Raw genomic sequence first — 21,633 nt, 5'->3', positions numbered from 1 at the left:
ATACTGTTAAATATAATAAAAAAACTCATAAAACTGTAGAAATTGGTTATAAAAAAACTGAATAATCTGCCTGTATTATATCTATCAAAGATAATGGTATAGGTATTCGATAAAAGCATATAGAGACAATTTTTAAACTTTTTAAACGATTACATGGGAAAGATAAGTTTGGTGGCAGTACAGGGGTGGGTTTAACAATAGTCAAAAAAATCATTGAGCGTCATGGTGGTAAAATTTGACTGGAGTCTAATTATGGAGAAGGAACAACATTCTATCTCAAATTATCAGAGAATTAATCATCAATGAGTGAATTACTAAATAAACAAAAAAAATTATCTTTGCTAATAGTTGAAGATAGTGAGGAAGATTACACTACATTAATCCGACTTCTGAGGAAACAAGGTTTTGAGTATCCTATATATCACTGTGTAGATGGAGATAACGCATTAGATTTTGTTTTCCAGACAGGAGAATATTCTCCTGAAATAACTCCTCGTCCTACACTGATTTTAATAGATTTAAACCTGCCAGGAACTGATGGAATAGAAGTAATTTAAGTTATCAAGAATCATCAACAATATGTAGGTTTTGTTAAGCGCATCCTTTATAGTTAAATAAAGCTATTCCACTATTTTGAACAAGTTTATTTGTTTAAGTAAAATGTGTTTGAAAAGCTTTATTTTTCGTTTTTAAATATCAACATATTTAGAGTTTTTAGCAAAAGTATTATTAGTGGGATAGGTTCATCTAATAGTTCAGCAGTGAAAGCTGTAAACCAACAATAAGTAGCCTTCTAGTATCCATTAAGATTTATTTTATAGATGCTTTCTAAGTATTGTAAGGGCTAGAGCAAAACTACAAACCAAAACTTTATTATAAGTGATTATCCGAACACGATATAATATACAATTAATTTAGCTTTACTACTTATAAATACGTAATATAATACCATTTTGATAAATGTTTACCACAAAAACTTAAGGTATTTTTAATAGTCAGTAGTTCAATAGTCAGGAAATATCAAATATATTGTTTTAGTAAATATAGATATTAAAATAATTAATTTAGCAGCATAGCTTTGCTATATTTATCGCATTCTTTTTTCACCTTTTTATTAAGAATTTATCAAGCATCTATACATTCTTGTTAGCCCCTATTTCTATTGAACAAAAGGAGAAACACCGCCAGATATTTTAGATTTAGATCGGCTTATTAATATTAGACATCTGGTGATCATAAAAAATAAAATCAATTATCACAAAGAAATTATCAATTCTTTCCCCCTACTCCCTACTCCCTCTTTTCTGGAGATGTCTATTAGAATATTTGCCGTGCTAGTACAGTAACTATTTATTTATTTTATCCCTAGTATTGCGTGATTATCACTATTAAACTATAATCTACAATATATTTTAGGGTGATGAATACAGTAACAAAGACTTGTTAACTATTTTGAAAATATAGGAGATCGATAGAATCAAGAAGTTTACTTGATTAACTTGCCAATCTAAATATTTATATCATGTTCGGTTGAATACTTATAAATAACTGTTGTGAGTCCTCAGGAGTCAGGAGTCAGGAGTCAGGAGGGAAGAAAGGAGGAATACATAGAAAATATTGGAGAAAAGCATTGATAATTTCAGTATTTCTTTGGTACTGTCGGTACCCGGAGTCCTTAAATTTTATTATAACTGACCCGTCCGAACATGATATTAGTATATCTAGCTGTAGTAAGCTTAACCATTAATAATGGTGGCCTGATAGGTTGAATACCCTACCATCACTCGCATTGTTATCACTCATACTGACTACTTCCTCAAAGAAGCACAAAGATGCCTAAATCAATCTATAGCAAAATTCCCCATGGTGACATCAATGTTAGCACACCTGAAGCTTTATTGCCGACAATAACTATTTTACTCCTAGATGATTCTGAGGTCGATCGCCTCACCTACATTCGTTATCTTCAATCAGATCCAGACCGCACTTACCACATAATAGAAGCGGAAACCTTAGAAGAAGGAATAGAAATGTGGCACTCGGAGCGACCAAATATAGCCTTGGTTGATGTAAATCTACCGGATGGAGATGGATTGGAGTTCTTAGAAGCAATTGCCACTAACTACCCTAAAGATAAATTACCCGTAATTGTGCTAACTGGATTGGGGGATGAGCGGGTTGCAGTACGGGCAATGAAGCTAGGAGCAGCAGATTATCTGGTCAAAGGAGATATTACAGCTACCTCGTTATACGCCTGTATTAGTCAAGTTTCTGTTCGCACCACGGTACTTACTCAGCTAGAACTGAAATCGGCAATCATTAGGAATCCTGTAGTTGTTAATCCAGATACAACAGTTAGAGATGCCATTACCTTAATGAATAACCAGCGATCGCTTACCAGTGATGCCAAAATGGCAGATAGGTCAAAAAAAGATTGTCATCAAGGAGCAAGGTCAAGCTGCGCGTTAGTAGTTGAGGATGGTCGGGTCGTAGGTATTATGACTGAGCGAGATGTCGTCCGCTTAAGTGCCCAGCAAAAACCCCTCGATCGCTTGGTAATGGGTCAGATTATGACACCTTCTGTCATTACCCTACCTGAGTATGATTTTACCGATTTGTTTTCTGTAATTAACCTGCTTCAGCAGCATGAGATTCGTCACTTGCCAATTCTAGATGAGCACGAGCATCTGGTTGGATTAATTACCCACGATAGTTTGCGACAAATTTGCCAACCAACTGACCTACTACGACTACGTCTGGTGCGCGAAGTCATGAACCATAAAGTAGTTTGTGCCACAACGGAGACATCCCTGTTAAAAATTGCCCAACTGATGAGCGATCGCCATATTAGTTCAATCGTGATTGTGGAACCTGGTAAAGAATCACTGCAAATTCCGGTGGGGATGCTGAGTGAGCGAGACCTGGTTAGATTTCAGGCATTGGGTCTAAATCTAGAAAATTCCATAGCAGAGGCAGTGATGAGTAAACCGCTGCTGACAGTTAAACCAGAAGCGTCACTTTGGACTGTGCAACAGATTATGGAAGAGCACAACATCCGTCAGTTAGTGGTGAAAGGAGAACAAGGAGATCTTATAGGCATTGTGACACAGAGCAGTTTCTTGCAAGCTATCAATCCCCAGGAAGTTAGCAAGTTGATGGAAGTTTTGGAACAACGAGTGGTGCGCCTAGAAGCAGAGCGAATCAAACTACTGGAAAGTCGCAATGTTGAACTAGAAAGCTTGGTGGAAGCGAGAACTAATGCTCTCAAAGCTAAGGCAGAACGCGAAAAATTAATGATGACTGTAGCAGACCAGATACGGTCGTCGCTGGATTTGCAGAAAATTCTTGATACAGCAGTACGAGAGATTCCCTCGCTGTTGCACTGCCATCAGGCAATGGTTTACCAATTCTATCCTCAGTCTTCTGATACTGTGGTTGCTAAGTCAATTGCTGAAGGTGAGCGATCGCTATTGGATGCAGAATTTGCCCAGATATGGGTGACACCTGAATGGATGGAGCAGTATCGCTATGGTCAGATTCAGGTAGTAAATGACGTATACGAATCAGATATAAGTCCAGATAGTCAAGAAATCCTTGTAAGTTTCAGTCTTCGTGCTACCCTGGTTGTACCAATTATAGTAGAAAAAGAACTGTGGGGTCTGATTCTTGCCAGCCACGATCGTGCCTATATCTGGGAAAAAGATGGGATCGACTTACTGCAACGATTATCTGTTCACATTGCCATTGCTATCCAACAGGGAAAATCCTATGAACAAATAAAGGTTGAACTGGAAGAACGACAACGAGCAGAATCTGCCTTGATCAAGAGCGAAAATCGTTACTCAACATTAGCTGCGACTGTTCCAGTGGGAATTTTTCGTACTGATATGATAGGGAACTTTACCTATGTTAACGATCGCTGGAGTCAGATTGCTGGAATCTCTGTAGAGGCAGCAACTGGATCTGGATGGCAACAGGGTCTACACCCTGACGATCAAGTTATGGTTAATACCGCCTGGAAGCAATTTATCCAAGGCAAGCATTCTGGCCAAATGGAATATCGCTTGCAACATCCTGACGGCACTGTGAAGTGGGTGTATGCACAAGCAGTGGTAGAATGGGATACAGAGGGGCATAAAATCGGTTATATTGGCACAATTACTGATATTAGCTGTCGTAAACAAGTTGAAGAAACCCTACGCAAAAGTGAAACTCATTTAAAAGCAGCACAAAAAATAGGTAAACTGGGGAGTTGGGAATTCAATATAACAACGGGTATAGTTGCTTGGTCTGACGAAACTTTCCGTATTTTTGGACAGTCCCCAGAAGTGAAAACTCTAACTTATGAAAATTTCCTAGAGCTTGTTCATCCTGAAGACCGCGAGAGTATAGACCGTGCAGTTCAGACTACCATAGCAACTGCTCAACCCTACAAAATCGAATATCGTATCTATCAACCAGATGGCTCTTTGGTTTATACCTCGACTCGTGGCAGACCTATGCGGGATATCTGCGGCAAAGTAACGCATCTCATAGGTACGGTACAGGATATCACAGATCACAAATTAGCTGAACAGCAGTTGCGAGAAGCAAAAGAAACTGCCGAATATGCTAATCATGCCAAGAGCGAATTTTTAGCCCTGATGAGTCACGAAATTCGTACTCCGATGAATGGTATTCTGGGACTCACTCACTTGTCTTTACAAACCGATCTTACTCACTACCAGCAAGACTATCTCACCAAAATCCAGAGTTCCGCCCGATCGTTATTGGAAATCATCAACGATATCCTGGACTTTTCCAAAATCGAAGTCGGAAAACTGGAACTGGAATCTATCCCATTTGAATTAGATGAAATTCTCAGTCACATCAAAAATATTCTTGCTCTCAAAGCTGCTGAAAAAGGGTTAGAACTATTATTCCAGGTTGGGGATGAGATTCCCCAGTACTTGATTGGAGACTCACTGCGCTTAACTCAAGTGTTGATGAATCTAGCGAGCAATGCTGTCAAGTTCACCGAAACAGGTAGTGTTACTATTGGAGTTGAACTACTCACTTATAGTCAGGAAACTGTTTGCCTGAAATTTCAGGTGCAAGATACAGGAATTGGTATTAGTCCTTCTCAGATGGAAAAATTATTTCAGCCATTTAGCCAGGTGGATGCTTTTACCAGTCGTAAGTACGGTGGTACAGGACTCGGATTGGCAATTTGCAAAGGTCTTGTCAACATCATGAGCGGAACCATTGGTGTTGAGAGCGAACTCGGTAAAGGCAGTATATTCTACTTTGAACTAGAACTGGGCTACCTCTGGGAGCCTGATGATGATTCTGATTATCCGGTATTCACTGATTCTAGAGAAAGTCAATTGTCCTACTTGGTAGAATTTGAAGCAATTCAGGGGGCTGATATTCTACTGGTAGAAGACAATGCAGTGAACCAACAAATCGCCCAAGAATTGCTGCAAAAAGTAGGGTTGAAAGTAGATTGCGCAACCAATGGAAAAGAAGCGATCGCTAAAGTTATGGAGCAGATTTACGACCTAATCTTGATGGATATTCGGATGCCGGAAATGGATGGACTAGAGGCCACTCGCCGTATCCGTTCTCTGGCAAAGGAGGACAACAGTGGAACAGAATGGTTTGCCACAGTGCCGATTATTGCTATGACAGCTAATGCTATGGATATAGATAAAACTAAAAGTTCGGCAGCAGGGATGAATTATCATCTATCCAAACCTGTTAACCCTCAAGAGCTATATGAGACTCTCCTGAAGTGGATTATTCCAACTAACAGTTCCTCTGTACCCACGAACAATATCCCTAGTCTTCTCCTAGAAAAGACTGATATTCCAGAGACTGCTAAATTATCTGTGCCTGGTCTGAATGTCAATTTGGGTTTAGAGTTTACGGGTGGTAAGTGGAGTGATTATCTCGACATTCTGAGACTCTTTCAAGCTTCTCAAAAAAAGTATGACACTGAAATCCTAGCAGCACTAAACTGCGGAGATTTGAAGCAGGCGTTATATTTGGTTCACTCCCTCAAAGGATCAGCAGGTAATATTGGAGCAAATACCCTCTACAAGTCTGCTGCCTCTCTACATCAGGATCTACGAAGTGAAACTGCCGATATGGAAGTTTTATCTACCAAAGCTTTAATTTTAGCCCAACAGTTTCAGCAGGTATTAGAGAGTATTGATATACTTCTAGATAAATTTACGAGTCAGTAGTTATGTAATGTCCGGTTGAATACTTACACTTTGGAGGAAGGAAGGCAGAAGGGAAAGAAAGGTTTAAAGGAATAAGGTTTTTGGTCGCGTAAGCGGAACAGAGTTCTATCGCGCTATTATCGGGACAGGTTGATTATATCAAATCTGGGTAATGGTAATTATTGAGGAAATGAATCATAGAAGAAATCGAAACAACTACATATTAGACCGTTTTATATTTAATTAAGTAGAGCTACTTATTAGAATTCAAAAAGAAAGATAAAATATAGCTTTTCTCACTACATTGAGAAATTATATCAAATCCGGTTAAACAGCCATAGAATGCTTAAGTTAGGAGTAGTCAGTCCTCAGGAGTCAGGAGTCAGGAGGAGAAAGAATTACAAAGATAAGCGTAGTTATGACCATTGAATAATTTTTTTATGTCCAATTAAACGGATTTGATATTATGTGTAATTAAAATAGGACTTGAGAGCAAATCTAATATCTAGGCTCCAAGAATTCTCCGTTAATAGAAGAGTTATTAGAGGTATCTTCAGGTAACCAACGACATTCTAATTTTCCTGCTTCTATTTGAGGTACTTTAATAGCAAACCCATTACCATCACCTACCAGAGAAAATCCAAAACCAACAGAAGTTCCTAGTAATACTAAAGCAACTGTTCTAAACATTTATATATCTCCACTAATATAAGTTTAATTACTTCTTATTTAAAACTACAAAGCTAAAATCAAAATTCCGCAACAATTATCGTTCTTAATATTAGCTATATAAATATTATTGGCAAATTTATAACAGGTAACAGGCAACAGAAGACAAATAAACATAGGTGTAACTCATTAGGCTGAGAAACGCTATATCAATCTATTTCCTAACCAACCCATTTTTTGCTAATATTTAACTAGCTATCAGCTTTTAGCTATCAGCACTTCAGCTTTTAGAGCTAGAATTCAACAATTAATAATTAATAATTAATTATTAATTATTACCTCTCCTTGAAAACGGATAGGATTGACTAATAATGAAAATTTTTTCTTCTCTTGGTCGATTGGATATGGCGAGGAGACCCGCTCTTGACAGAGCCGCTCCGAAGTACGCCATCCCACCCTATGGGAAGCTGCGCTAACGACCGCTTGTTTCTCCTTTAAAGGAGAGGCTTTAAACCTTAATTAGGGTTTGCTGAAAAAGTCTTATGAGTGAGGGTAGGAGACAGGAGACAGGAGACAGGAGACAGGAGGCAGGAGGAACGGGGAATTTAGAGTAGGTAGGAGTAAGAATTATAAAAATGATTTCTCTGCCCAACTTTTGCCTAAAATACGCTCCATGCATGAGCATGAAGAGCTGAAAACCAGGCACTTTTTTCGACCTCAAAAAGGCACTTGTCTTTATAATATGTCAATGCTTTTAGATTTAATCAGCAAGCCCTAATTATTCGGTAAAAAACCCCGTCTTATGAACGGCCGTGAAATCTCTTTTCCGTTCCGGAATGCTCCGCTCTCCTAGGGTGTCTCAAAAAGAATCTGCTGATTCCTGAGGAGCTTCTTTAACCACCGCTAATTTTAGCTTTGTAGCCCAATTTAGTTAAAATCTCCAGTAACTTTTGTTTATGTTCCCCCTGAATTTCAATTTCATTATCTTTCACAGTGCCACCCGCACCACATTGATTTTTAAGCTGTTTCAGTAAAGTTGTCAAAACTTCCTGGTTCGACTGAAACCCACTAATAATGGTAACTGTTTTTCCTTTGCGACCTTTGCGAGATGCTTGTACTTTTAAATTTTGTTGATTTGGAGGTAAGTTTGGTACTGCTCTTTCTGTTGCTGGGGAGGTAGCATTATTACCAAACTCTGAGTAAACTACGCGATCGCCTTTAGCATTCATATTAGAGGAATTATTTTTTGAACGACCCATAACTTTTAAGGAATATTATTTAGATTACTAAATCATAAGTATATCATGTATTAAGCTTAGTAAGATAAGTATTATAAAGCTTAGTTCAACAATAGGAAGGAATATAAATTTAACTAGGAAATTTGAGTAGCGATCGCCATTCAAGATTTATTTCCTCTATTTAACTAGCTATCAGCTTTTAGCTATCAGTGCTTCAGCTTTTAGAGCTAGGGGTCAAAATCCCCGGTTCTTATAAGCTGGATGGTTGAGTCGGAGTTGAAATCTCCTTTTCGTTCCGGAATGCTCCGCTCTCCTAGGGTGTCTCAAAAAAAATCTGCTGATAGCTGAGGTGCTGACCGCTGAGGTGCTTCTTTAACAAAATCCATCCACAAACTGTCAAACGTGAAATACGGTTTGGCTAGAGTAGAAAAAACCGGATCGAAAAGTTCGGTCACTCTTAATACTGGAGTTGGAAAAAGTTGCTAATATGTAACTAAATACTAAACTCTATTAATTCTAGATAAGTACTATGAATAATCTTCCAAGTCATCCCTCTGAATATTCTGCCAATCAATCCAGTAGTGATAACGTATTATGGCAATATGTTCAATCTTTGAATCCAGAAACTGTAGCTCAACTTTCTAAACCAGAACCAGAAGTTGCTCAAATTATGGAACAAAATTTAAGAGGAATGTTGGGACATTTACCACCAGAGCATTTTGCCATGACTATAACTACTAGCAGAGAAAATCTTGGTCAAATGTTGGCTTCTGCGATGATGAGTGGTTACTTTTTACATCAAGCTAAACAAAGAATGGAACTTGACACATCTCTCCAAGACCTGCATTCTAGTTGAGATAGCTAAACATTTACTTGAGGTGATAAATTCTACAAACAATAGGATCAATGAAAGAGGATAGTTTGAAATCAAACGGTTAATCCAAAAAGTATTTCTGATAATTGTCCCAAAATTAGAATCATTGTACAAAATTAATATCCTCTTTCAACCACAAAATCAATGGAAATCAACTGAATTTATGACAGGTTATTAATTGTCTAAAAAAATAATTATGCTCAATCATTCTCAAGTTAAAAATCAGGAATTGACTAAAAAAATATGTTATTCAAACTTTATCTAAAATTATCCCAATTCCTACTAATTTAAAAATAGATGCTTTAATCGAAACTTTAGAGAAGCATTCTCATACTCGTCAATTAATTATTCTCCAAGATTTTCCAGACCTAGATGCACTTTCAGGAGCTTTGGCTTATAAGTTAATTGCCGAACAATATAATATTCAGTGTGATCTTGTTTATACTGGTACTCTGATATCATATCCGCTGGGGCGCGTTTGTGTAAACTCAAGGGTGAATATCTACAGGGAATTTAAGTTTTTTTATTGCCCTTAAGTATTCCTGCCTGTTCCCTGTTCCCTGTTCCCTGTTCCCTGTTCCCTGTTCCCTACCTTTGCTATACAATACCGATGCTACCGGACATGATATGAGTCATCAAGAAAATATTACACTTGTTAAATTGACTGGTTTGCCAGTCCAAAAGTAGACAGTAGAAACTTCTAAAAAAAAGGATTTATCTGTTTATCAAGGATGTGTTTTTATTGATAACCAAGGTACTACCAGTCAGCTCACTTCACTGGTGGTAAAAACTATTCCTGTAGTGGCTGTTATTGACCACCATAGTCTACAAGAAAACTTAAAGGCAGAGTTTGTAGATATTCGGCCTTCAATCAAAGCTACAGCTACTATCTTAACCCAATATATTCAAGCAGGATTACTAGAATTTGATAATAATACTATCGAACATATAAAATGTGCTACAGCTTTGATGCATGGCATCAGGTCTGATACAAATCAGTTATTACAAACAACAGATGAAGATTTTCTGGCGACGGCTTATTTAAGTCGTTTTTATGATGCAACGTTATTAAATGCGGTGCTACAATCTTCTAGGTCTCAACGGGTGATTGATATTATTGAAAGAGCTTTGTCTCATCGCTCTATATATATATAACAATGTTTCTATTTCTGGTGTTGGTTATCTTCGTGGTTTAGATCGAGATGCTATTCCTCAAGCTGCTGACTTTTTAATCACAGAAGAAAATGTTCATACTGCTGTTGTTTATGGTATTGTTCAAGATGAGGAAAAAGAACTAGAAGTAGTCACTGGATCTTTGCGAACTAATAAAATTACTCTAGATCCAGATGAGTTTATTAAAGAAGCTTTTGGAATGGATACCCAAGGACATTTTTTCGGTGGAGGGCGTTGCCAAGCAGGAGGTTTTGAAATTCCTATAGAATTTCTTTCTGGTTTTAATTTTAACAGTGAATATGCTCAAAAAAAATGGGATGTTTTTAATATTCAAGTTAAGCAAAAGCTTTTAAAATTAGTCAATCCTAACTAAATAGAGAAATACTAAAATTATGACTATTGAATTATTCTTTCCATAAAGCAATTCCTCCTAATAAACCATTTACATTAGGCACTATTTTTACATTTGTTGGTAATTCAAATTCAATTTTTTTTGTATTGCCACCACCAAGATAAATACAATCGCAATTAAATAAATGTTGTAGAGTAGCGATCGCTTTTTCTAAGCGCTTATTCCACTTCTTTTTACCAATATCATCTAATGCTGCTCTTCCTAACTGTTCCTCATAAGTGTCTTTTTTGCGAAATGGATGATGACCCATTTCCAAGTTTGGCACTAGTTTTCCTCCTAGAAACAATGCTGAACCGAAACCAGTTCCTAAAGTAACTACCAACTCTACTCCTTTGCCTTCAATTGTTCCTAGTCCTTGAATATCAGCATCATTAGCAACTCGCACGGGTTTCCCCAAGCGTTCTGAAAGCATTGCTGCTAAATTCAACCCTATCCAGTCAGAATCTAAATTTGCTGCTGTTTTAATCACACCATCCATAACTACACCAGGGAAACCTACGGATATTCTGTCAAATTCTCCTTGTTCTACTGCTAAAGAGACAATCTCTTTTAACATTGGGTCTGGTTTTGCTGGGTCTGGTGTTTCGACACGACTACGTTTTGTGATAGGTTCTCCTGTTTCATCTAAGACTATTACTTTAATCCCGCTGCCACCAATATCAACTGCTAAAGTTTGTATAGTTTTAACTTCATTCATTGCTTACGCCTTTTTTTTATGACATATTATCATCATAATTAATATTGTTTTACTCCGACAATATTTATAACCTTATCTTAATTATTTATCTAACTAAAGTCTTGCTTTAAAAACTGATTAATTTCCTGCCAAACTTTTGCCATAACATTCCCCAAAGTATGGTCAGTATCAAGTTCTATTAATTCTACCCAGGAGCGTTTGGCAACAAATTCTCGACTAGCTTGAATGGGAATCACGTTGTCATTTAAACCATGAAAAATTAAAGTTGGTAAAGTACGTTTTAATTTTTTCTCTTCATACTCGATCAAATCAACTATAAAATCATAGCTCAATAGTGAATATTTTTTTTCTCCATAATGGTATATCCAATAATCTCCCCTTTCTTGCCATTTTTGTAAATTTTCTTCTCCTAAATTTTGTTGCCAATGGGATAAAAATTTAAAGGCTGGTGCAAGTAAAATTATTGCTTTAATATTTGAATTTCGTTCTGCTAAAAAAGTAGATGTTAAACCACCAAAGCTAGAGCCAATTAATATTATTGGTGTGGATTTTTTGGTAATTTCTGACTCTACTTGATGAATTTGTCTTGTCAAAGTTAGGTTGTAAAAATCATTTTGATTTAAGTCTAGAATATTAAGATTGAGGTTGATTTCTGCGAAGCGATCGCGCAAATATATAGATTTATTAGATTTGGGACTAGAGGCAAATCCATGTAAATAAATATAAGTGTAATTATTCAGCATTTCTTTTGTTTAAAGTCAAGAATAGGGCAGGGTAATTAGTAGCTAATATTTGTCCAAATGGTATTAACTAGCTATCAGCATTTTCCGTACCGGAATGCTCCGCAAACAGCATTTCCGTACAGAAACGCTTTTAAATTTATCTTGCTAAAGTATTTTTTTCAAAACTTGTAATAATTATTTTGTAAAGTTTATTAGTAATGACTAGTAATGACTGTTTTTTTTATTCGATAATTTTGGCGACGATCGAATCAGTTTTATATATTTATATCATATTATTTTATCAATCAGGCTGGCTATAAATTCTTCCAGAATTTACTTACTATAAAATACTCATACCAACCACCACTACTTCTAGTCTTTAAAGTTAATTTAACTAGCGATTTTTGAGAGATTCCCGGCGTTGCTGCATTAACTTTGACCACTGTTGTAATTGTTCGGGAGTTAGCACTTCTCTAATTTTGAGAATAGTATTAAATTGTAATTCTGCTAAATCTTTTCTCAACTGTAAAACTTCGCCATGTTTTTGCCGTAGTTGATTATCAGTATTAGTAGCAATTATCATTTGATTTAATTCTTCCTGGGCATCCCGCAAATTTTCTAAACTTTGAATAATTTGCTGTTGATGTTGCTGACGAATTGCCACAATTTTATCAGTTTGTTCTTGTGTAAGATTTAGTTGTTGAAATACACCTTCTTCTGTTGATTGTGACTCCTGTACTTTTGTTGTTTGACTAATTATTTGAGCATCATTATTATAGTTAGGAGTTGCAATAACAGAACTAATAGTTAAGGGTGTAACTAATAATCCTAATACAGCAGAAATCAAAGCTGGGGACATAAAATTTTACCTCTCAATATTTGGTTAGGTATGAATTAATATCAAATCCTTTTTTTTCAAATTATATCAAATCCGTTTAATTGGAAATAAAAAAATTCGGTGGTGGTGCATAGTAATGGTAAAGGAAGCACCGGGAGTTTGGGGGGATGGGGAGATGGGGAGTTTGGGAAATGAGGAGATGAGGAGTGTGGGAGAAATTAAAAAATATGTATCCTACCATTACCATGCAGGACTATCAAAAATTATTCAATCGTCATAACTACGCTCATCTTTGTGATTCTCTCTCCTCCTGACTCCTGACTACTCCTTACTTAACCAATCTATAACTGTTTAACCGGTAAAGAAGGTTGACTAACTTTTTTGGCGTTGGTGATTTGAGATATGATATCATGTCCGGATAAGAGCGCGAACAAAAAACTTTCTCCTTCTACTACTCTTTCTTCTTCTTTCTTCTCTCCTGACTCGGTCCTCCCCCTCCTGGGAGGGGTTAGGGGTGGGTTGACTCCTAAATAATTAAGATTAATATCATACACGCGCTTCACTAACGCCACTTTTTCTACCTAAATTGTTTCTTCCAACTTCGGTTTTACTTTTTTCTTCTTACTTCTTTTACAGCGCTTTTCAGTTGAGTAGACCACTAAACTCATTGTTAGGAGTCAGTCTTCAGGAGTAGACAGTAGTAGGAGCGAATGGCCATTCGCCCCTACAGGGTTTTGCTTGTGACGTGAGGTCAGAGATCGGCAAAAGTGCTGTAACCTACCACCTTCTTCAACGTAAAGTTACTAACTCTTCTGAAGTGGAGGGGTGAATACCAATAGTGCGGTCAAAGTCTGCTTTGGTTGCACCCATATTAACAGCGATCGCCATTCCTTGGATAATTTCACCCGCATCTTTACCGACCATGTGTACTCCTAAAACACGGTCAGTATTACCCTCGACTACCAATTTCACCATTACTTTTTCATCTGCACCTGTGAAACTGTGAAACATTGGGCGAAACTTAGCGCGGTAACATTTGATAGAGTCACCAAATTTTTCTTTAGCTTCTGCTTCTGTTAGACCTACGGTAGATCCTTCTGGTTCTGAGAAGACTGCTGTGGGAATATTTTCTAGAGAAATTGCTCTAGGGATATTACCAAATTCTGTATCAGCAAAAGCACGACCTTGAGCAATAGCAACAGGAGTTAAATTTGCTTTATCTATACAGTCTCCCACTGCATAAATATTTGGTTGAGTGGTACGACAGTTTCCACTAACGGCAATTGCACCACTAACTGTTTCTACTCCAGCGTTTTCTAGGTTCAAACCTTCTAAGTTTGGTTTGCGACCAGTTGCACAGAGGAATGTATCGACAATTAAAGGTTCGGCATTTTCTCCTGTTAGGTGAACTTTTAACCCTTCTTCGACTTTCTCAATTTTTTCTACATTTGTATTGATGCGGAAGTCTACTCCATGTTTTGTCATTCCTTCTTGAATATTGCTGCGGATGTCTTGGTCAAAACCTCGTAAAATTAAATCCCGACGAATAATTTGAGTAACTTCAGTACCGACACCATTTAAAATTCCGGCAAATTCTACACCGATATAACCGCCTCCCCAAACTGCCATTCTTTTTGGTTGTTCTTTGAGGTGGAACATTTCGCGGGAAGTAACAGTATGTTCAATTCCAGGAATGTTGATTTTTTCTGCTTTCCCACCGACAGCGATTAAGATTTTATCTGCTGTGATTTTACGATCGCCTACTTCTACGGTATGGGGGTCGATAAATTTGGCATATCCTTCTATTAGTTCCACTCCTGCTTTTTCCAGGAAACTGATGTGTAGTTTATTCAAACGTAGAACTTCTGTATTTACAGCATCTATTAATTTATGCCAATCAAAACTAGGTGCTACTTGACTCCAACCATAACCTACTGCATCTTGATACAAGTGGGAAAATCTAGAACCATAAACCATCAGTTTTTTTGGGACACATCCTCTAATGACGCAAGTACCTCCTACTAAATCATTTTCAGCGATCGCTACTTTTGCCCCATAAGATGCTGCCCTTTTTGAAGATGCTAACCCACCCGATCCTGCACCTATCACAAATAGATCGTAATCGTATGCCATAATTTGATATCCTTTGATTGATATTTTAATTATTTTGTTGTTTGTCTTTTTAAATTATACCTGTTGTTGCTTCTCATGTAATTCTGTCATTAGGCAGATCGGTTAAATTAGGACAATAATTTAGAGACATCCAATTACTACTTTACAAACAGAATGTAATTTTATATTCTTGGGTTGATATTTTTACTATTTTTTTACGGCGTTACTGATTTGAGGTATGAAATTCAACTTTGGATAAATTTTCAGCCAAAACAGTAGTGCAAATTATACCTATTTCTTTCTATTTAGTCACCGAAAAACTCCTTTCTATCTACTAACTCCTGACTCATGAGGACTGTGAAATCATACATTTATTCAGCAACGGCTTTTTTACTTCTATTTTTCTATAATAACAGTCGTTAATTTAGTTGATTTTCTCAATTACTGTAGTAGTTTGATGGTAGTTTTGTATGAATTTCATTGAAATTAGGGAGAAGGGGTAATACTTTTCATTTTTTATCTATAATTCTTGATTTTTTACAAATCATAGGACTTACGCAGTACAAGGTATTTTCGTCCGAAGCGACCCACAGGGTTTGCGCAGCAGTCCGGAACGGAAAGCAATTTCACATTCTAGTTTTTCGTACCTCATGCGTAAGTCCTGAAATCATTTATTCTACCTCAAATAAAAAAAATATCCACATTATTTTTTAGGTTTCCTCGCTACTACCGTGGGACATATATTGGCATTATCCCTAATCAATTCTATTTCATCAAAACCAACAGTTTGTAGTTGTAGTTTTGTTGTTAATGAACTCCTAAATCCTGTAACTTTCTGACTCAATATAATATCGCCAAATACGATTTTTAAAAGTAACAGATCGTCTTGATTTAATTGACTCATATTCCATTCTGAATTGGGATCGATATTTGGGGGTATAGTCACAAAGCTAGTTACCAATATACCCCCTGGTATTAATGCTTTGAAAAACTGTCGATATAACTCCGTTACTTTTTCATCATCAGGTTCATAAACATTTAAACCATTGCTAGTCAATAGTGTAAATTCATCTTCAAAAGGCAAATTCCAAGCATCTTCCTGATGAAATTCTACTTTTTCTGATAAATCATATTCTTCAGCTAATTTTTTTGCTAATTCTAAACTTTCATAATCAATATCAATTCCCACTAAACGAAAATTTTCTACTCCTGTAAAATCCAACTTCAACAAATCCCTCATTACTCCACAAGGTAAAGAAGCAAGAACTACATCATCTTGCACATAATTCTGAATGATTTTACCAAAATAGATATATCTTTCTTGTGTAGCAAGGAAAGTAGGAGTTTTATCCAAGAAATACTTTTCAAATTTTGTTAAACTACGACCTTCTGTATCAATACCTGTCACCCTTCCTTGAAACTGATGTTCCAGAATATAATCTGTCCAATAGCCATTCAGACCTCCATTTTGTAATAAAAATTGCCCTAAAGGAAAACCTACTAATTCATTAAGAAGTTCTAATTGTCTGGCAACAGTAACATGGGGTTTATCTCCAGTTTCAATAATTCTTTGTTTAACCTTTTCTATAGTTTCTTCAATAGTTTCATTTTTCTTTCCATGAGAAAGAGTACGTTGTTGATTAAATTCTTGAGATTGTTGAGTCATTAGCTTATTTTGATTCAATTACAATGTTGATTTTATTAATTACTAAATATTTGTCAAGTTAAAAGCTTATCCATACCTTATTTAGGTTTCTTTGCTGTTACTATGGGAAATATTCTAGCATTATCCCAAATAAACTCTACATCATCAAAACCAACTGTTCCTAACTGTAATTTTGTGGTATATGAACTCCTAAAGGCTGTAAATTGAACATTTAATATATCAAAAAATATAATTTTTGAAAGTAATAAATCTTCTGAATTAATCTGACTCATATCCCATTCTGAATTGGGGTCAATATTTGGGGATGGGGTTAAAAAGCTAGTTACTAATATACCTCCTGGCATTAATGCTTTGAAAAACTGTCGATATAACTCCGTTACTTTTTCATCATCAGGTTCATAAACATTTAAACCATTGCTAGTCAATAGTGTAAATTCATCTTCAAAAGGCAAATTCCAAGCATCTTCCTGATGAAATTCTACTTTTTCTGATAAATCATATTCTTCAGCTAATTTTTTTGCTAATTCTAAACTTTCATAGTCAATATCAATTCCCACTAAACGAAAATTTTCTACTCCGGTAAAATCCAACTTCAACAAATCCCTCATTACTCCACAAGGCAAGGAAGCAAAAACTATATCCTCTTGCACACAATTCTGAATAGCTTTACCAAAATTGACATATCTTTGTTGTGTAGGAAAGGAGTTTTTATCTAGCAAAAATTTTTCTAATTCTGTTAAACTACGACCTTCAGCATCAATACCAGTAATTCTTCCTTGAAATTGGTGTTCCACTACATAATCTGTCCAATAGCCATTCAGACCTCCATTTTGTAATAAAAATTGCCCTAAAGGAAAACCTACTAATTCATTAAGAAGTTCTAATTTTCTGGCAACAGTAACATGGGGTTTATCTCCAGTTTCAATAATTCTTTGTTTAACCCTTTCTATGGTTTCTTCAATACTTTCATTTTCATTTCCATGAGATAGGATACGTTGTTCATTAAATTCTTGAGATTGTTTAGTTATTGACTTATCTTTCATTAAATTATGCTGTTTAACTATAACTTTTTTCGGGGAAGCGATCGCCTCCCCAAAATTAATATTTTCAACACTTATGACAGACAAAATATAACCCACTAATATTTTGAGTAGGAATATAATTATCAACCTCACAACACAGTTGTTTCATTAACCCTGCTTCTAACATTTCTTCATGGATTTTTTTCCATCCACTCTCCTGATTTTCAAACCAATGTTGGCGGTAGGAAAAACAAAGTAATCCTGCTGATTTTGTCACCCGAATTATTTCCGGCAAACTCTCCGATGGCGCATTTCCAGGAGAACATAAAGTTCCTGCGCTAATTACAATATCAAAGGTATTATCAGGATAGGGAATTTATGGAAGAATAGACTGTTTAAGTTCTTTATATAATCCCTTACTTTTAACAGATTCTAACATTCCTGGTGACATATCTATTCCATAAAAGAAACCTTTTACCCCCATTTCTCTCAAAATACGACCTTGGTCTCCAGTACCACACCCTAAATCTAGAATAGCTAAGTTAGAAGAGTTACCAATATATTGATGTAAAAGTTGGCAGCATTTTTTGGCAGCATAAGTACCACCCTCAAAAATTTCATGGTTTTGGTCATACTATTCTATTAACGGTTGATATTGACCTGTTTTTTCTACCTCTTGGGAATTAGTTGTATACTCTGAAAACCACTGTCTTTGATTGGATTTTGATTGTTCCATAAAATAAATTACCGAATAATTGATAATGAATAATTTTTGCTTAAACTTCTTTATTTTTCAGTAGAAAAAATTCCTAAATTTGCCTTTTAGTCAATCTTTTTCTGGAAGACAAGAGGTAATTATCACTCATCAGTTAACAGTTAATATTTTTAGTATTGCTTTTAATACCATGTCCGTTTAATTAGAGCTTGCTGATTAAATCTAAAAGCATTGACAGATAAAGACAAGTGGTTTTTTTAGGTCAAAAAAAGTGCCTGGTTTTCAGCTCTTCATGCTCAAAAAGGAGCGCATTTTAGGCAAAAGTTGGGCAGAACAATCTTGGGACAAAACGCCCGCTCCTACCTCCTCGCTCATTCCCTTTCTCCCCTCCGGTGGAGGGGAAGTCAGGAGTCAGGAGTCAGGAGTCAGGATAAATGGGAATTATAGAGGAGATAGTAGGAAGAATCGTTCCTTGATTTTTCTGTCCAACTCTTGACCAAAATCCTAAATTTTTGAACCATTACCACCTAAAACCTCGCACTTTTTGATACTTAAAAAGGCTAAAAACTTTATATTTAAAGACTTTTAGACTTAATCAGCAAGTGTTAATTAAATCAATTCAAGACTATGAAATAAACAATTTCATTTCTCTATTCCCTATTCCCTATTCCCTGACTTCTGCAAGAAGTCTAATTACTTTTTTCGTTGATCAAATTCCGAGTAAAAAATTTACGCATAAATACTTGCTTGATTGATTACTCAATCACGGCAGCTATGATTTTCTCCTAAATTCTATCTCCTGACTCCTGACTCCTGAGTCCTTATTCTCAGACAATGAAACTTAGAATAAAGCATTTTTTTCACAGATACTCCACCTAGTAAATGTCTTTCCACCACTGCCGAAACCTCATCAATATGAACATGACTATACCAAACTTCCTCCGGCAAAACTAAAACCATCGGACCATTGCCACATTGCCCTAAACATCCACTTTTTTCTACTTGAATATTAGGAACTTCAGACGACTCAAAAGCAGCTAATACTTTTGCCGAACCTTGTTTCCGACAAGTACGATTTTGACAGACTAATAAACGTCTATCAACTTGACTATTTTCCACCATAATTTCTCCCGGTTATACTTCATCCGGCAATAAATTTTTAGCAGCTAACCATTCACTATTAAATAATTTTGATTGATAACGAGCGCCACTATCACATAATACAGTCACAATAGTATGACCAGGACCCATTTCTTTTGCTAAAGCTATTGCTGCACCAACATTAATTCCGACAGAACCACCCATAAATAAACCGTCTTTTCTTAACAGTTGATAAACCACTTTTACCGCTTCTTGATCATCAACTCGAATCGCATCATCTATCGGCACATTTTCCATATTTTTCGTTACCCGACTATTACCAATACCCTCAGTAATAGAATTACCCTCGCTAGAAATTTCCCCAGTTTTCACATAACTATAAAGACCGCTTCCCATAGGGTCTGCTAAAACAGTTTTAATTTGCGGATTTTTTTCTTTTAAAAATAATGACACACCAGCAAAAGTTCCACCCGTACCAGTAGCAGCTACCCAACCATCTACTTTTCCATCAGTTTGTTCCCAAATTTCCGGTCCGGTTGTTTCATAATGAGCAATTCTATTTGCCAAATTATCAAACTGATTTGCCCAGATAGCATTTTCCATTTCCGATGCTAATCTACCTGACATTTTTACATAGTTATTTGGGTCTTTATAGGGAACTGCTGGAACAGGTCTAACTTCCGCACCTAAAGTTCTCAAAGCATCCATTTTTTCAATAGATTGAGTTTCGGGAATAATAATTAAACACTTATAACCTTTAGCATTACAAATATGTGCTAAACCAATTCCTGTATTACCAGCAGTTCCTTCCACAACTGTTCCCCCAGGTTTCAGTAAACCTTTTTCTTCTGCATCTTTAATAATATAAAGAGCAGCTCGGTCCTTCACCGAACCCCCTGGATTAAGAAATTCTGCTTTGCCTAAAATTTCACATCCAGTTTCTTCACTGAAGCTATTTAATCTAATTAATGGAGTATTGCCAACTGTACCGATAAAACCTTGTTTAATATCCATTTTTTGACCAATATTTTATTTACAAAATATTATTTTACCAAACTTTGCTCATCTTTAAAACAAATCCAGGCAATACTGAGTCCCCACTTACAGTATCAGGATTTTCTAAACATTCTGTAAGCATTCCTGGGCGATAGATATAAACTTTTCTCTCTTTTCTATCAATTAACCAACCTAATTTTACTCCCGGTTCTTCCATATATTCTGCCATTTTTGCTTGGAGAGTTTTCAGATTATCTGAAGGTGACATTAACTCCACCACAAAATCTGGGCAAATAGGAGCAAACTTTTCTTTTTGTTCTTGAGATAAACTCTGCCATCTTTCTAATTTTATCCAGGAAACATCTGGAGATTTTTTTGCCCCTGTAGAAAGAGTAAATCCTGTACTGGAATCAAAAGCAATACCCGTACCTTCTTTTTCTGCCCAAAAATATAATTTTGCTGCTATACCAAGGTTACGATTTCCTGTTTCTGAACCAGTAGGAGACATAATTAATAACTCTCCAAATTTATTAGTTTCTATCCGTAAATCTCGATTAATTTGACAGAATTCAAAAAACTGTTCATCTGTCATCTGTAAATTTGGAGGCATTTGTAAAATCATTGTTTCTTCGAGCATAATTTTCCCTCCTATTTACCAAACTTTCTGCATATTTAAAACAAATCCCGGTAATACTGGTTCCCCACTTACACTATGAGGATTTTCTAAACATTCGGTAGGCATTCCTGGGCGATAGATATAAACTTTTCTCTCTTTCCTATCAATTAACCAACCCAGTTTTACCCCTGGTTCTTCCATATATTCTGCCATTTTTGCTTGGAGAGTTTTCAGATTATCTGAAGGTGACATTAACTCCACCACAAAATCTGGGCAAATAGGAGCAAACTTTTCTTTTTGTTCTTGAGATAAACTCTGCCATCTTTCTAATTTTATCCAGGAAACATCTGGAGATTTTTTTGCCCCTGTAGAAAGAGTAAATCCTGTACTGGAATCAAAAGCAATACCCGTACCTTCTTTTTCTGCCCAAAAATATAATTTTGCTGCTATACCAAGGTTACGATTTCCTGTTTCTGAACCAGTAGGAGACATAATTAATAACTCTCCAAATTTATTAGTTTCTATCCGTAAATCTCGATTAATTTGACAGAATTCAAAAAACTGTTCATCTGTCAT

At 36.1% G+C, this 21,633-nt stretch carries 21 protein-coding genes and 1 pseudogene; 8 read left to right on the top strand and 14 right to left on the bottom strand.

What is annotated here, in order from left to right; all coding sequences use genetic code 11:
* Positions 1–119 precede the first annotated feature (119 nt).
* From F6K27_RS33890 to F6K27_RS20905, 3 genes are all read left to right on the top strand, one after another.
* A complete protein-coding gene (locus tag F6K27_RS33890) occupies positions 120–239 on the top strand; it encodes an ATP-binding protein (protein ID WP_353734854.1) in 120 nt (39 codons plus the stop codon).
* A gap of 63 nt (positions 240–302) precedes the next feature.
* Positions 303–557 carry a hypothetical protein gene (locus tag F6K27_RS20910; RefSeq protein WP_287275096.1) on the top strand — a complete coding sequence of 85 codons (255 nt, stop codon included), beginning with the start codon at positions 303–305 and terminating at the stop codon, positions 555–557.
* Positions 558–1,832: 1,275 nt separating this feature from the next.
* Positions 1,833–6,227 carry a response regulator gene (locus F6K27_RS20905; protein WP_287275094.1) on the top strand — a complete coding sequence of 1,465 codons (4,395 nt, stop codon included), beginning with the start codon at positions 1,833–1,835 and terminating at the stop codon, positions 6,225–6,227.
* 477 nt (positions 6,228–6,704) lie between these two features.
* On the opposite strand, the gene F6K27_RS20900 is transcribed toward F6K27_RS20905, so the two are convergent.
* Together F6K27_RS20900 and F6K27_RS20895 are read right to left on the bottom strand one after the other, a co-directional pair.
* Positions 6,705–6,896 carry a hypothetical protein gene (locus F6K27_RS20900; protein ID WP_124145835.1) on the bottom strand — a complete coding sequence of 64 codons (192 nt, stop codon included), beginning with the start codon at positions 6,894–6,896 and terminating at the stop codon, positions 6,705–6,707.
* 872 nt (positions 6,897–7,768) lie between these two features.
* Positions 7,769–8,134 (bottom strand): translation initiation factor, encoded by a 366-nt coding sequence (locus F6K27_RS20895; protein ID WP_124145836.1) that lies wholly within the window; start codon positions 8,132–8,134, stop codon positions 7,769–7,771.
* A 508-nt stretch (positions 8,135–8,642) separates the two neighbouring features.
* Here F6K27_RS20895 and F6K27_RS20890 point away from each other — a divergent pair.
* The 3 genes from F6K27_RS20890 (at position 8,643) to F6K27_RS33880 (ending at position 10,533) form a co-directional block, all read left to right on the top strand.
* On the top strand, positions 8,643–8,969 hold the full coding sequence (locus F6K27_RS20890) for a DUF760 domain-containing protein (protein WP_124145837.1): 327 nt from the start codon (positions 8,643–8,645) through the stop codon (positions 8,967–8,969).
* Positions 8,970–9,767: 798 nt separating this feature from the next.
* Positions 9,768–10,142 (top strand): hypothetical protein, encoded by a 375-nt coding sequence (locus tag F6K27_RS33885; protein ID WP_338043211.1) that lies wholly within the window; start codon positions 9,768–9,770, stop codon positions 10,140–10,142.
* Positions 10,105–10,533 carry a hypothetical protein gene (locus tag F6K27_RS33880; RefSeq protein ID WP_353736039.1) on the top strand — a complete coding sequence of 143 codons (429 nt, stop codon included), beginning with the start codon at positions 10,105–10,107 and terminating at the stop codon, positions 10,531–10,533. The genes F6K27_RS33885 and F6K27_RS33880 overlap by 38 nt, the downstream gene beginning before the upstream one ends.
* A 31-nt stretch (positions 10,534–10,564) precedes the next feature.
* Here F6K27_RS33880 and F6K27_RS20875 read toward each other — a convergent pair whose 3' ends face one another.
* The 3 genes from F6K27_RS20875 to F6K27_RS20865 form a co-directional block, all read right to left on the bottom strand.
* Entirely contained in the window at positions 10,565–11,269 is a 705-nt protein-coding gene (locus F6K27_RS20875; protein WP_287275092.1) for an ROK family protein, read from the bottom strand.
* Between the two features lie 89 nt (positions 11,270–11,358).
* The gene (locus F6K27_RS20870) at positions 11,359–12,012 is read right to left on the bottom strand and encodes a YqiA/YcfP family alpha/beta fold hydrolase (protein ID WP_287275090.1); all 654 of its coding nucleotides are present in this window, start codon (positions 12,010–12,012) and stop codon (positions 11,359–11,361) included.
* Positions 12,013–12,385: 373 nt separating this feature from the next.
* Positions 12,386–12,850 (bottom strand): Spy/CpxP family protein refolding chaperone, encoded by a 465-nt coding sequence (locus tag F6K27_RS20865; RefSeq protein ID WP_124145840.1) that lies wholly within the window; start codon positions 12,848–12,850, stop codon positions 12,386–12,388.
* A gap of 115 nt (positions 12,851–12,965) precedes the next feature.
* On the opposite strand from F6K27_RS20865, the gene F6K27_RS20860 reads away from it, so the two are divergent.
* Positions 12,966–13,109, top strand: coding sequence for a hypothetical protein (locus tag F6K27_RS20860; RefSeq protein WP_287275088.1), 144 nt, complete (start codon positions 12,966–12,968; stop codon positions 13,107–13,109).
* 61 nt (positions 13,110–13,170) lie between these two features.
* Here the strand turns inward: F6K27_RS20860 and F6K27_RS20855 are convergent, their stop codons facing one another.
* The 5 genes and pseudogenes from F6K27_RS20855 to F6K27_RS20835 form a co-directional block, all read right to left on the bottom strand.
* Positions 13,171–13,401, bottom strand: coding sequence for a hypothetical protein (locus F6K27_RS20855; RefSeq protein WP_287275086.1), 231 nt, complete (start codon positions 13,399–13,401; stop codon positions 13,171–13,173).
* A 217-nt stretch (positions 13,402–13,618) separates the two neighbouring features.
* Entirely contained in the window at positions 13,619–14,962 is a 1,344-nt protein-coding gene (gene gor / locus F6K27_RS20850; protein WP_287275085.1) for a glutathione-disulfide reductase, read from the bottom strand.
* Between the two features lie 682 nt (positions 14,963–15,644).
* Positions 15,645–16,607 carry a class I SAM-dependent methyltransferase gene (locus tag F6K27_RS20845; RefSeq protein ID WP_287275083.1) on the bottom strand — a complete coding sequence of 321 codons (963 nt, stop codon included), beginning with the start codon at positions 16,605–16,607 and terminating at the stop codon, positions 15,645–15,647.
* Between the two features lie 77 nt (positions 16,608–16,684).
* The gene (locus F6K27_RS20840; protein WP_287275081.1) at positions 16,685–17,734 is read right to left on the bottom strand and encodes a class I SAM-dependent methyltransferase; all 1,050 of its coding nucleotides are present in this window, start codon (positions 17,732–17,734) and stop codon (positions 16,685–16,687) included.
* A pseudogene (locus F6K27_RS20835) lies at positions 17,715–18,188 on the bottom strand (class I SAM-dependent DNA methyltransferase). Before F6K27_RS20835 ends, F6K27_RS20840 begins: the two are co-directional and overlap by 20 nt.
* Before the next feature lie 427 nt (positions 18,189–18,615).
* Between F6K27_RS20835 and F6K27_RS20830 the strand changes: the two are divergent.
* Positions 18,616–18,840 carry a hypothetical protein gene (locus tag F6K27_RS20830; protein WP_124154839.1) on the top strand — a complete coding sequence of 75 codons (225 nt, stop codon included), beginning with the start codon at positions 18,616–18,618 and terminating at the stop codon, positions 18,838–18,840.
* A 296-nt stretch (positions 18,841–19,136) separates the two neighbouring features.
* On the opposite strand, the gene F6K27_RS20825 is transcribed toward F6K27_RS20830, so the two are convergent.
* The 4 genes from F6K27_RS20825 to F6K27_RS20810 all read right to left on the bottom strand — a co-directional run.
* The gene (locus F6K27_RS20825) at positions 19,137–19,466 is read right to left on the bottom strand and encodes a ferredoxin (protein WP_124154838.1); all 330 of its coding nucleotides are present in this window, start codon (positions 19,464–19,466) and stop codon (positions 19,137–19,139) included.
* Positions 19,467–19,478: 12 nt separating this feature from the next.
* Positions 19,479–20,459, bottom strand: a complete 981-nt coding sequence (locus tag F6K27_RS20820; protein WP_287275080.1) for a cysteine synthase A — start codon at positions 20,457–20,459, stop codon at positions 19,479–19,481.
* Positions 20,460–20,493: 34 nt separating this feature from the next.
* Positions 20,494–21,078, bottom strand: a complete 585-nt coding sequence (locus F6K27_RS20815; RefSeq protein ID WP_287275079.1) for a Uma2 family endonuclease — start codon at positions 21,076–21,078, stop codon at positions 20,494–20,496.
* A gap of 15 nt (positions 21,079–21,093) precedes the next feature.
* Positions 21,094–21,633: Uma2 family endonuclease (locus F6K27_RS20810; RefSeq protein WP_287275077.1), on the bottom strand; the 540-nt coding region annotated here is incomplete at its 5' end.

Source organism: Okeania sp. SIO2F5 (genome assembly GCF_010692685.1).
Lineage (GTDB): Bacteria > Cyanobacteriota > Cyanobacteriia > Cyanobacteriales > Microcoleaceae > Okeania > Okeania hirsuta.
Note: the sequence above shows the minus strand (reverse complement) of the source record. Positions and strands in the feature narration are given on the sequence as shown.

Excerpts from the sequence above, each read along its gene's own strand:
- F6K27_RS20815 (WP_287275079.1), bottom strand. The coding sequence starts at position 21,078 with ATGCTCGAAGAAACAATGATTTTACAAATGCCTCCAAATTTACAGATG.
- F6K27_RS20905 (WP_287275094.1), top strand. The coding sequence starts at position 1,833 with ATGCCTAAATCAATCTATAGCAAAATTCCCCATGGTGACATCAATGTT.
- F6K27_RS20860 (WP_287275088.1), top strand. The coding sequence starts at position 12,966 with ATGGTAAAGGAAGCACCGGGAGTTTGGGGGGATGGGGAGATGGGGAGT.
- F6K27_RS20900 (WP_124145835.1), bottom strand. The coding sequence starts at position 6,896 with ATGTTTAGAACAGTTGCTTTAGTATTACTAGGAACTTCTGTTGGTTTT.
- gor (WP_287275085.1), bottom strand. The coding sequence starts at position 14,962 with ATGGCATACGATTACGATCTATTTGTGATAGGTGCAGGATCGGGTGGG.
- F6K27_RS20890 (WP_124145837.1), top strand. The coding sequence starts at position 8,643 with ATGAATAATCTTCCAAGTCATCCCTCTGAATATTCTGCCAATCAATCC.
- F6K27_RS20870 (WP_287275090.1), bottom strand. The coding sequence starts at position 12,012 with ATGCTGAATAATTACACTTATATTTATTTACATGGATTTGCCTCTAGT.
- F6K27_RS20910 (WP_287275096.1), top strand. The coding sequence starts at position 303 with ATGAGTGAATTACTAAATAAACAAAAAAAATTATCTTTGCTAATAGTT.
- F6K27_RS20845 (WP_287275083.1), bottom strand. The coding sequence starts at position 16,607 with ATGACTCAACAATCTCAAGAATTTAATCAACAACGTACTCTTTCTCAT.
- F6K27_RS20825 (WP_124154838.1), bottom strand. The coding sequence starts at position 19,466 with ATGGTGGAAAATAGTCAAGTTGATAGACGTTTATTAGTCTGTCAAAAT.
- F6K27_RS20875 (WP_287275092.1), bottom strand. The coding sequence starts at position 11,269 with ATGAATGAAGTTAAAACTATACAAACTTTAGCAGTTGATATTGGTGGC.
- F6K27_RS20820 (WP_287275080.1), bottom strand. The coding sequence starts at position 20,459 with ATGGATATTAAACAAGGTTTTATCGGTACAGTTGGCAATACTCCATTA.
- F6K27_RS20865 (WP_124145840.1), bottom strand. The coding sequence starts at position 12,850 with ATGTCCCCAGCTTTGATTTCTGCTGTATTAGGATTATTAGTTACACCC.
- F6K27_RS20895 (WP_124145836.1), bottom strand. The coding sequence starts at position 8,134 with ATGGGTCGTTCAAAAAATAATTCCTCTAATATGAATGCTAAAGGCGAT.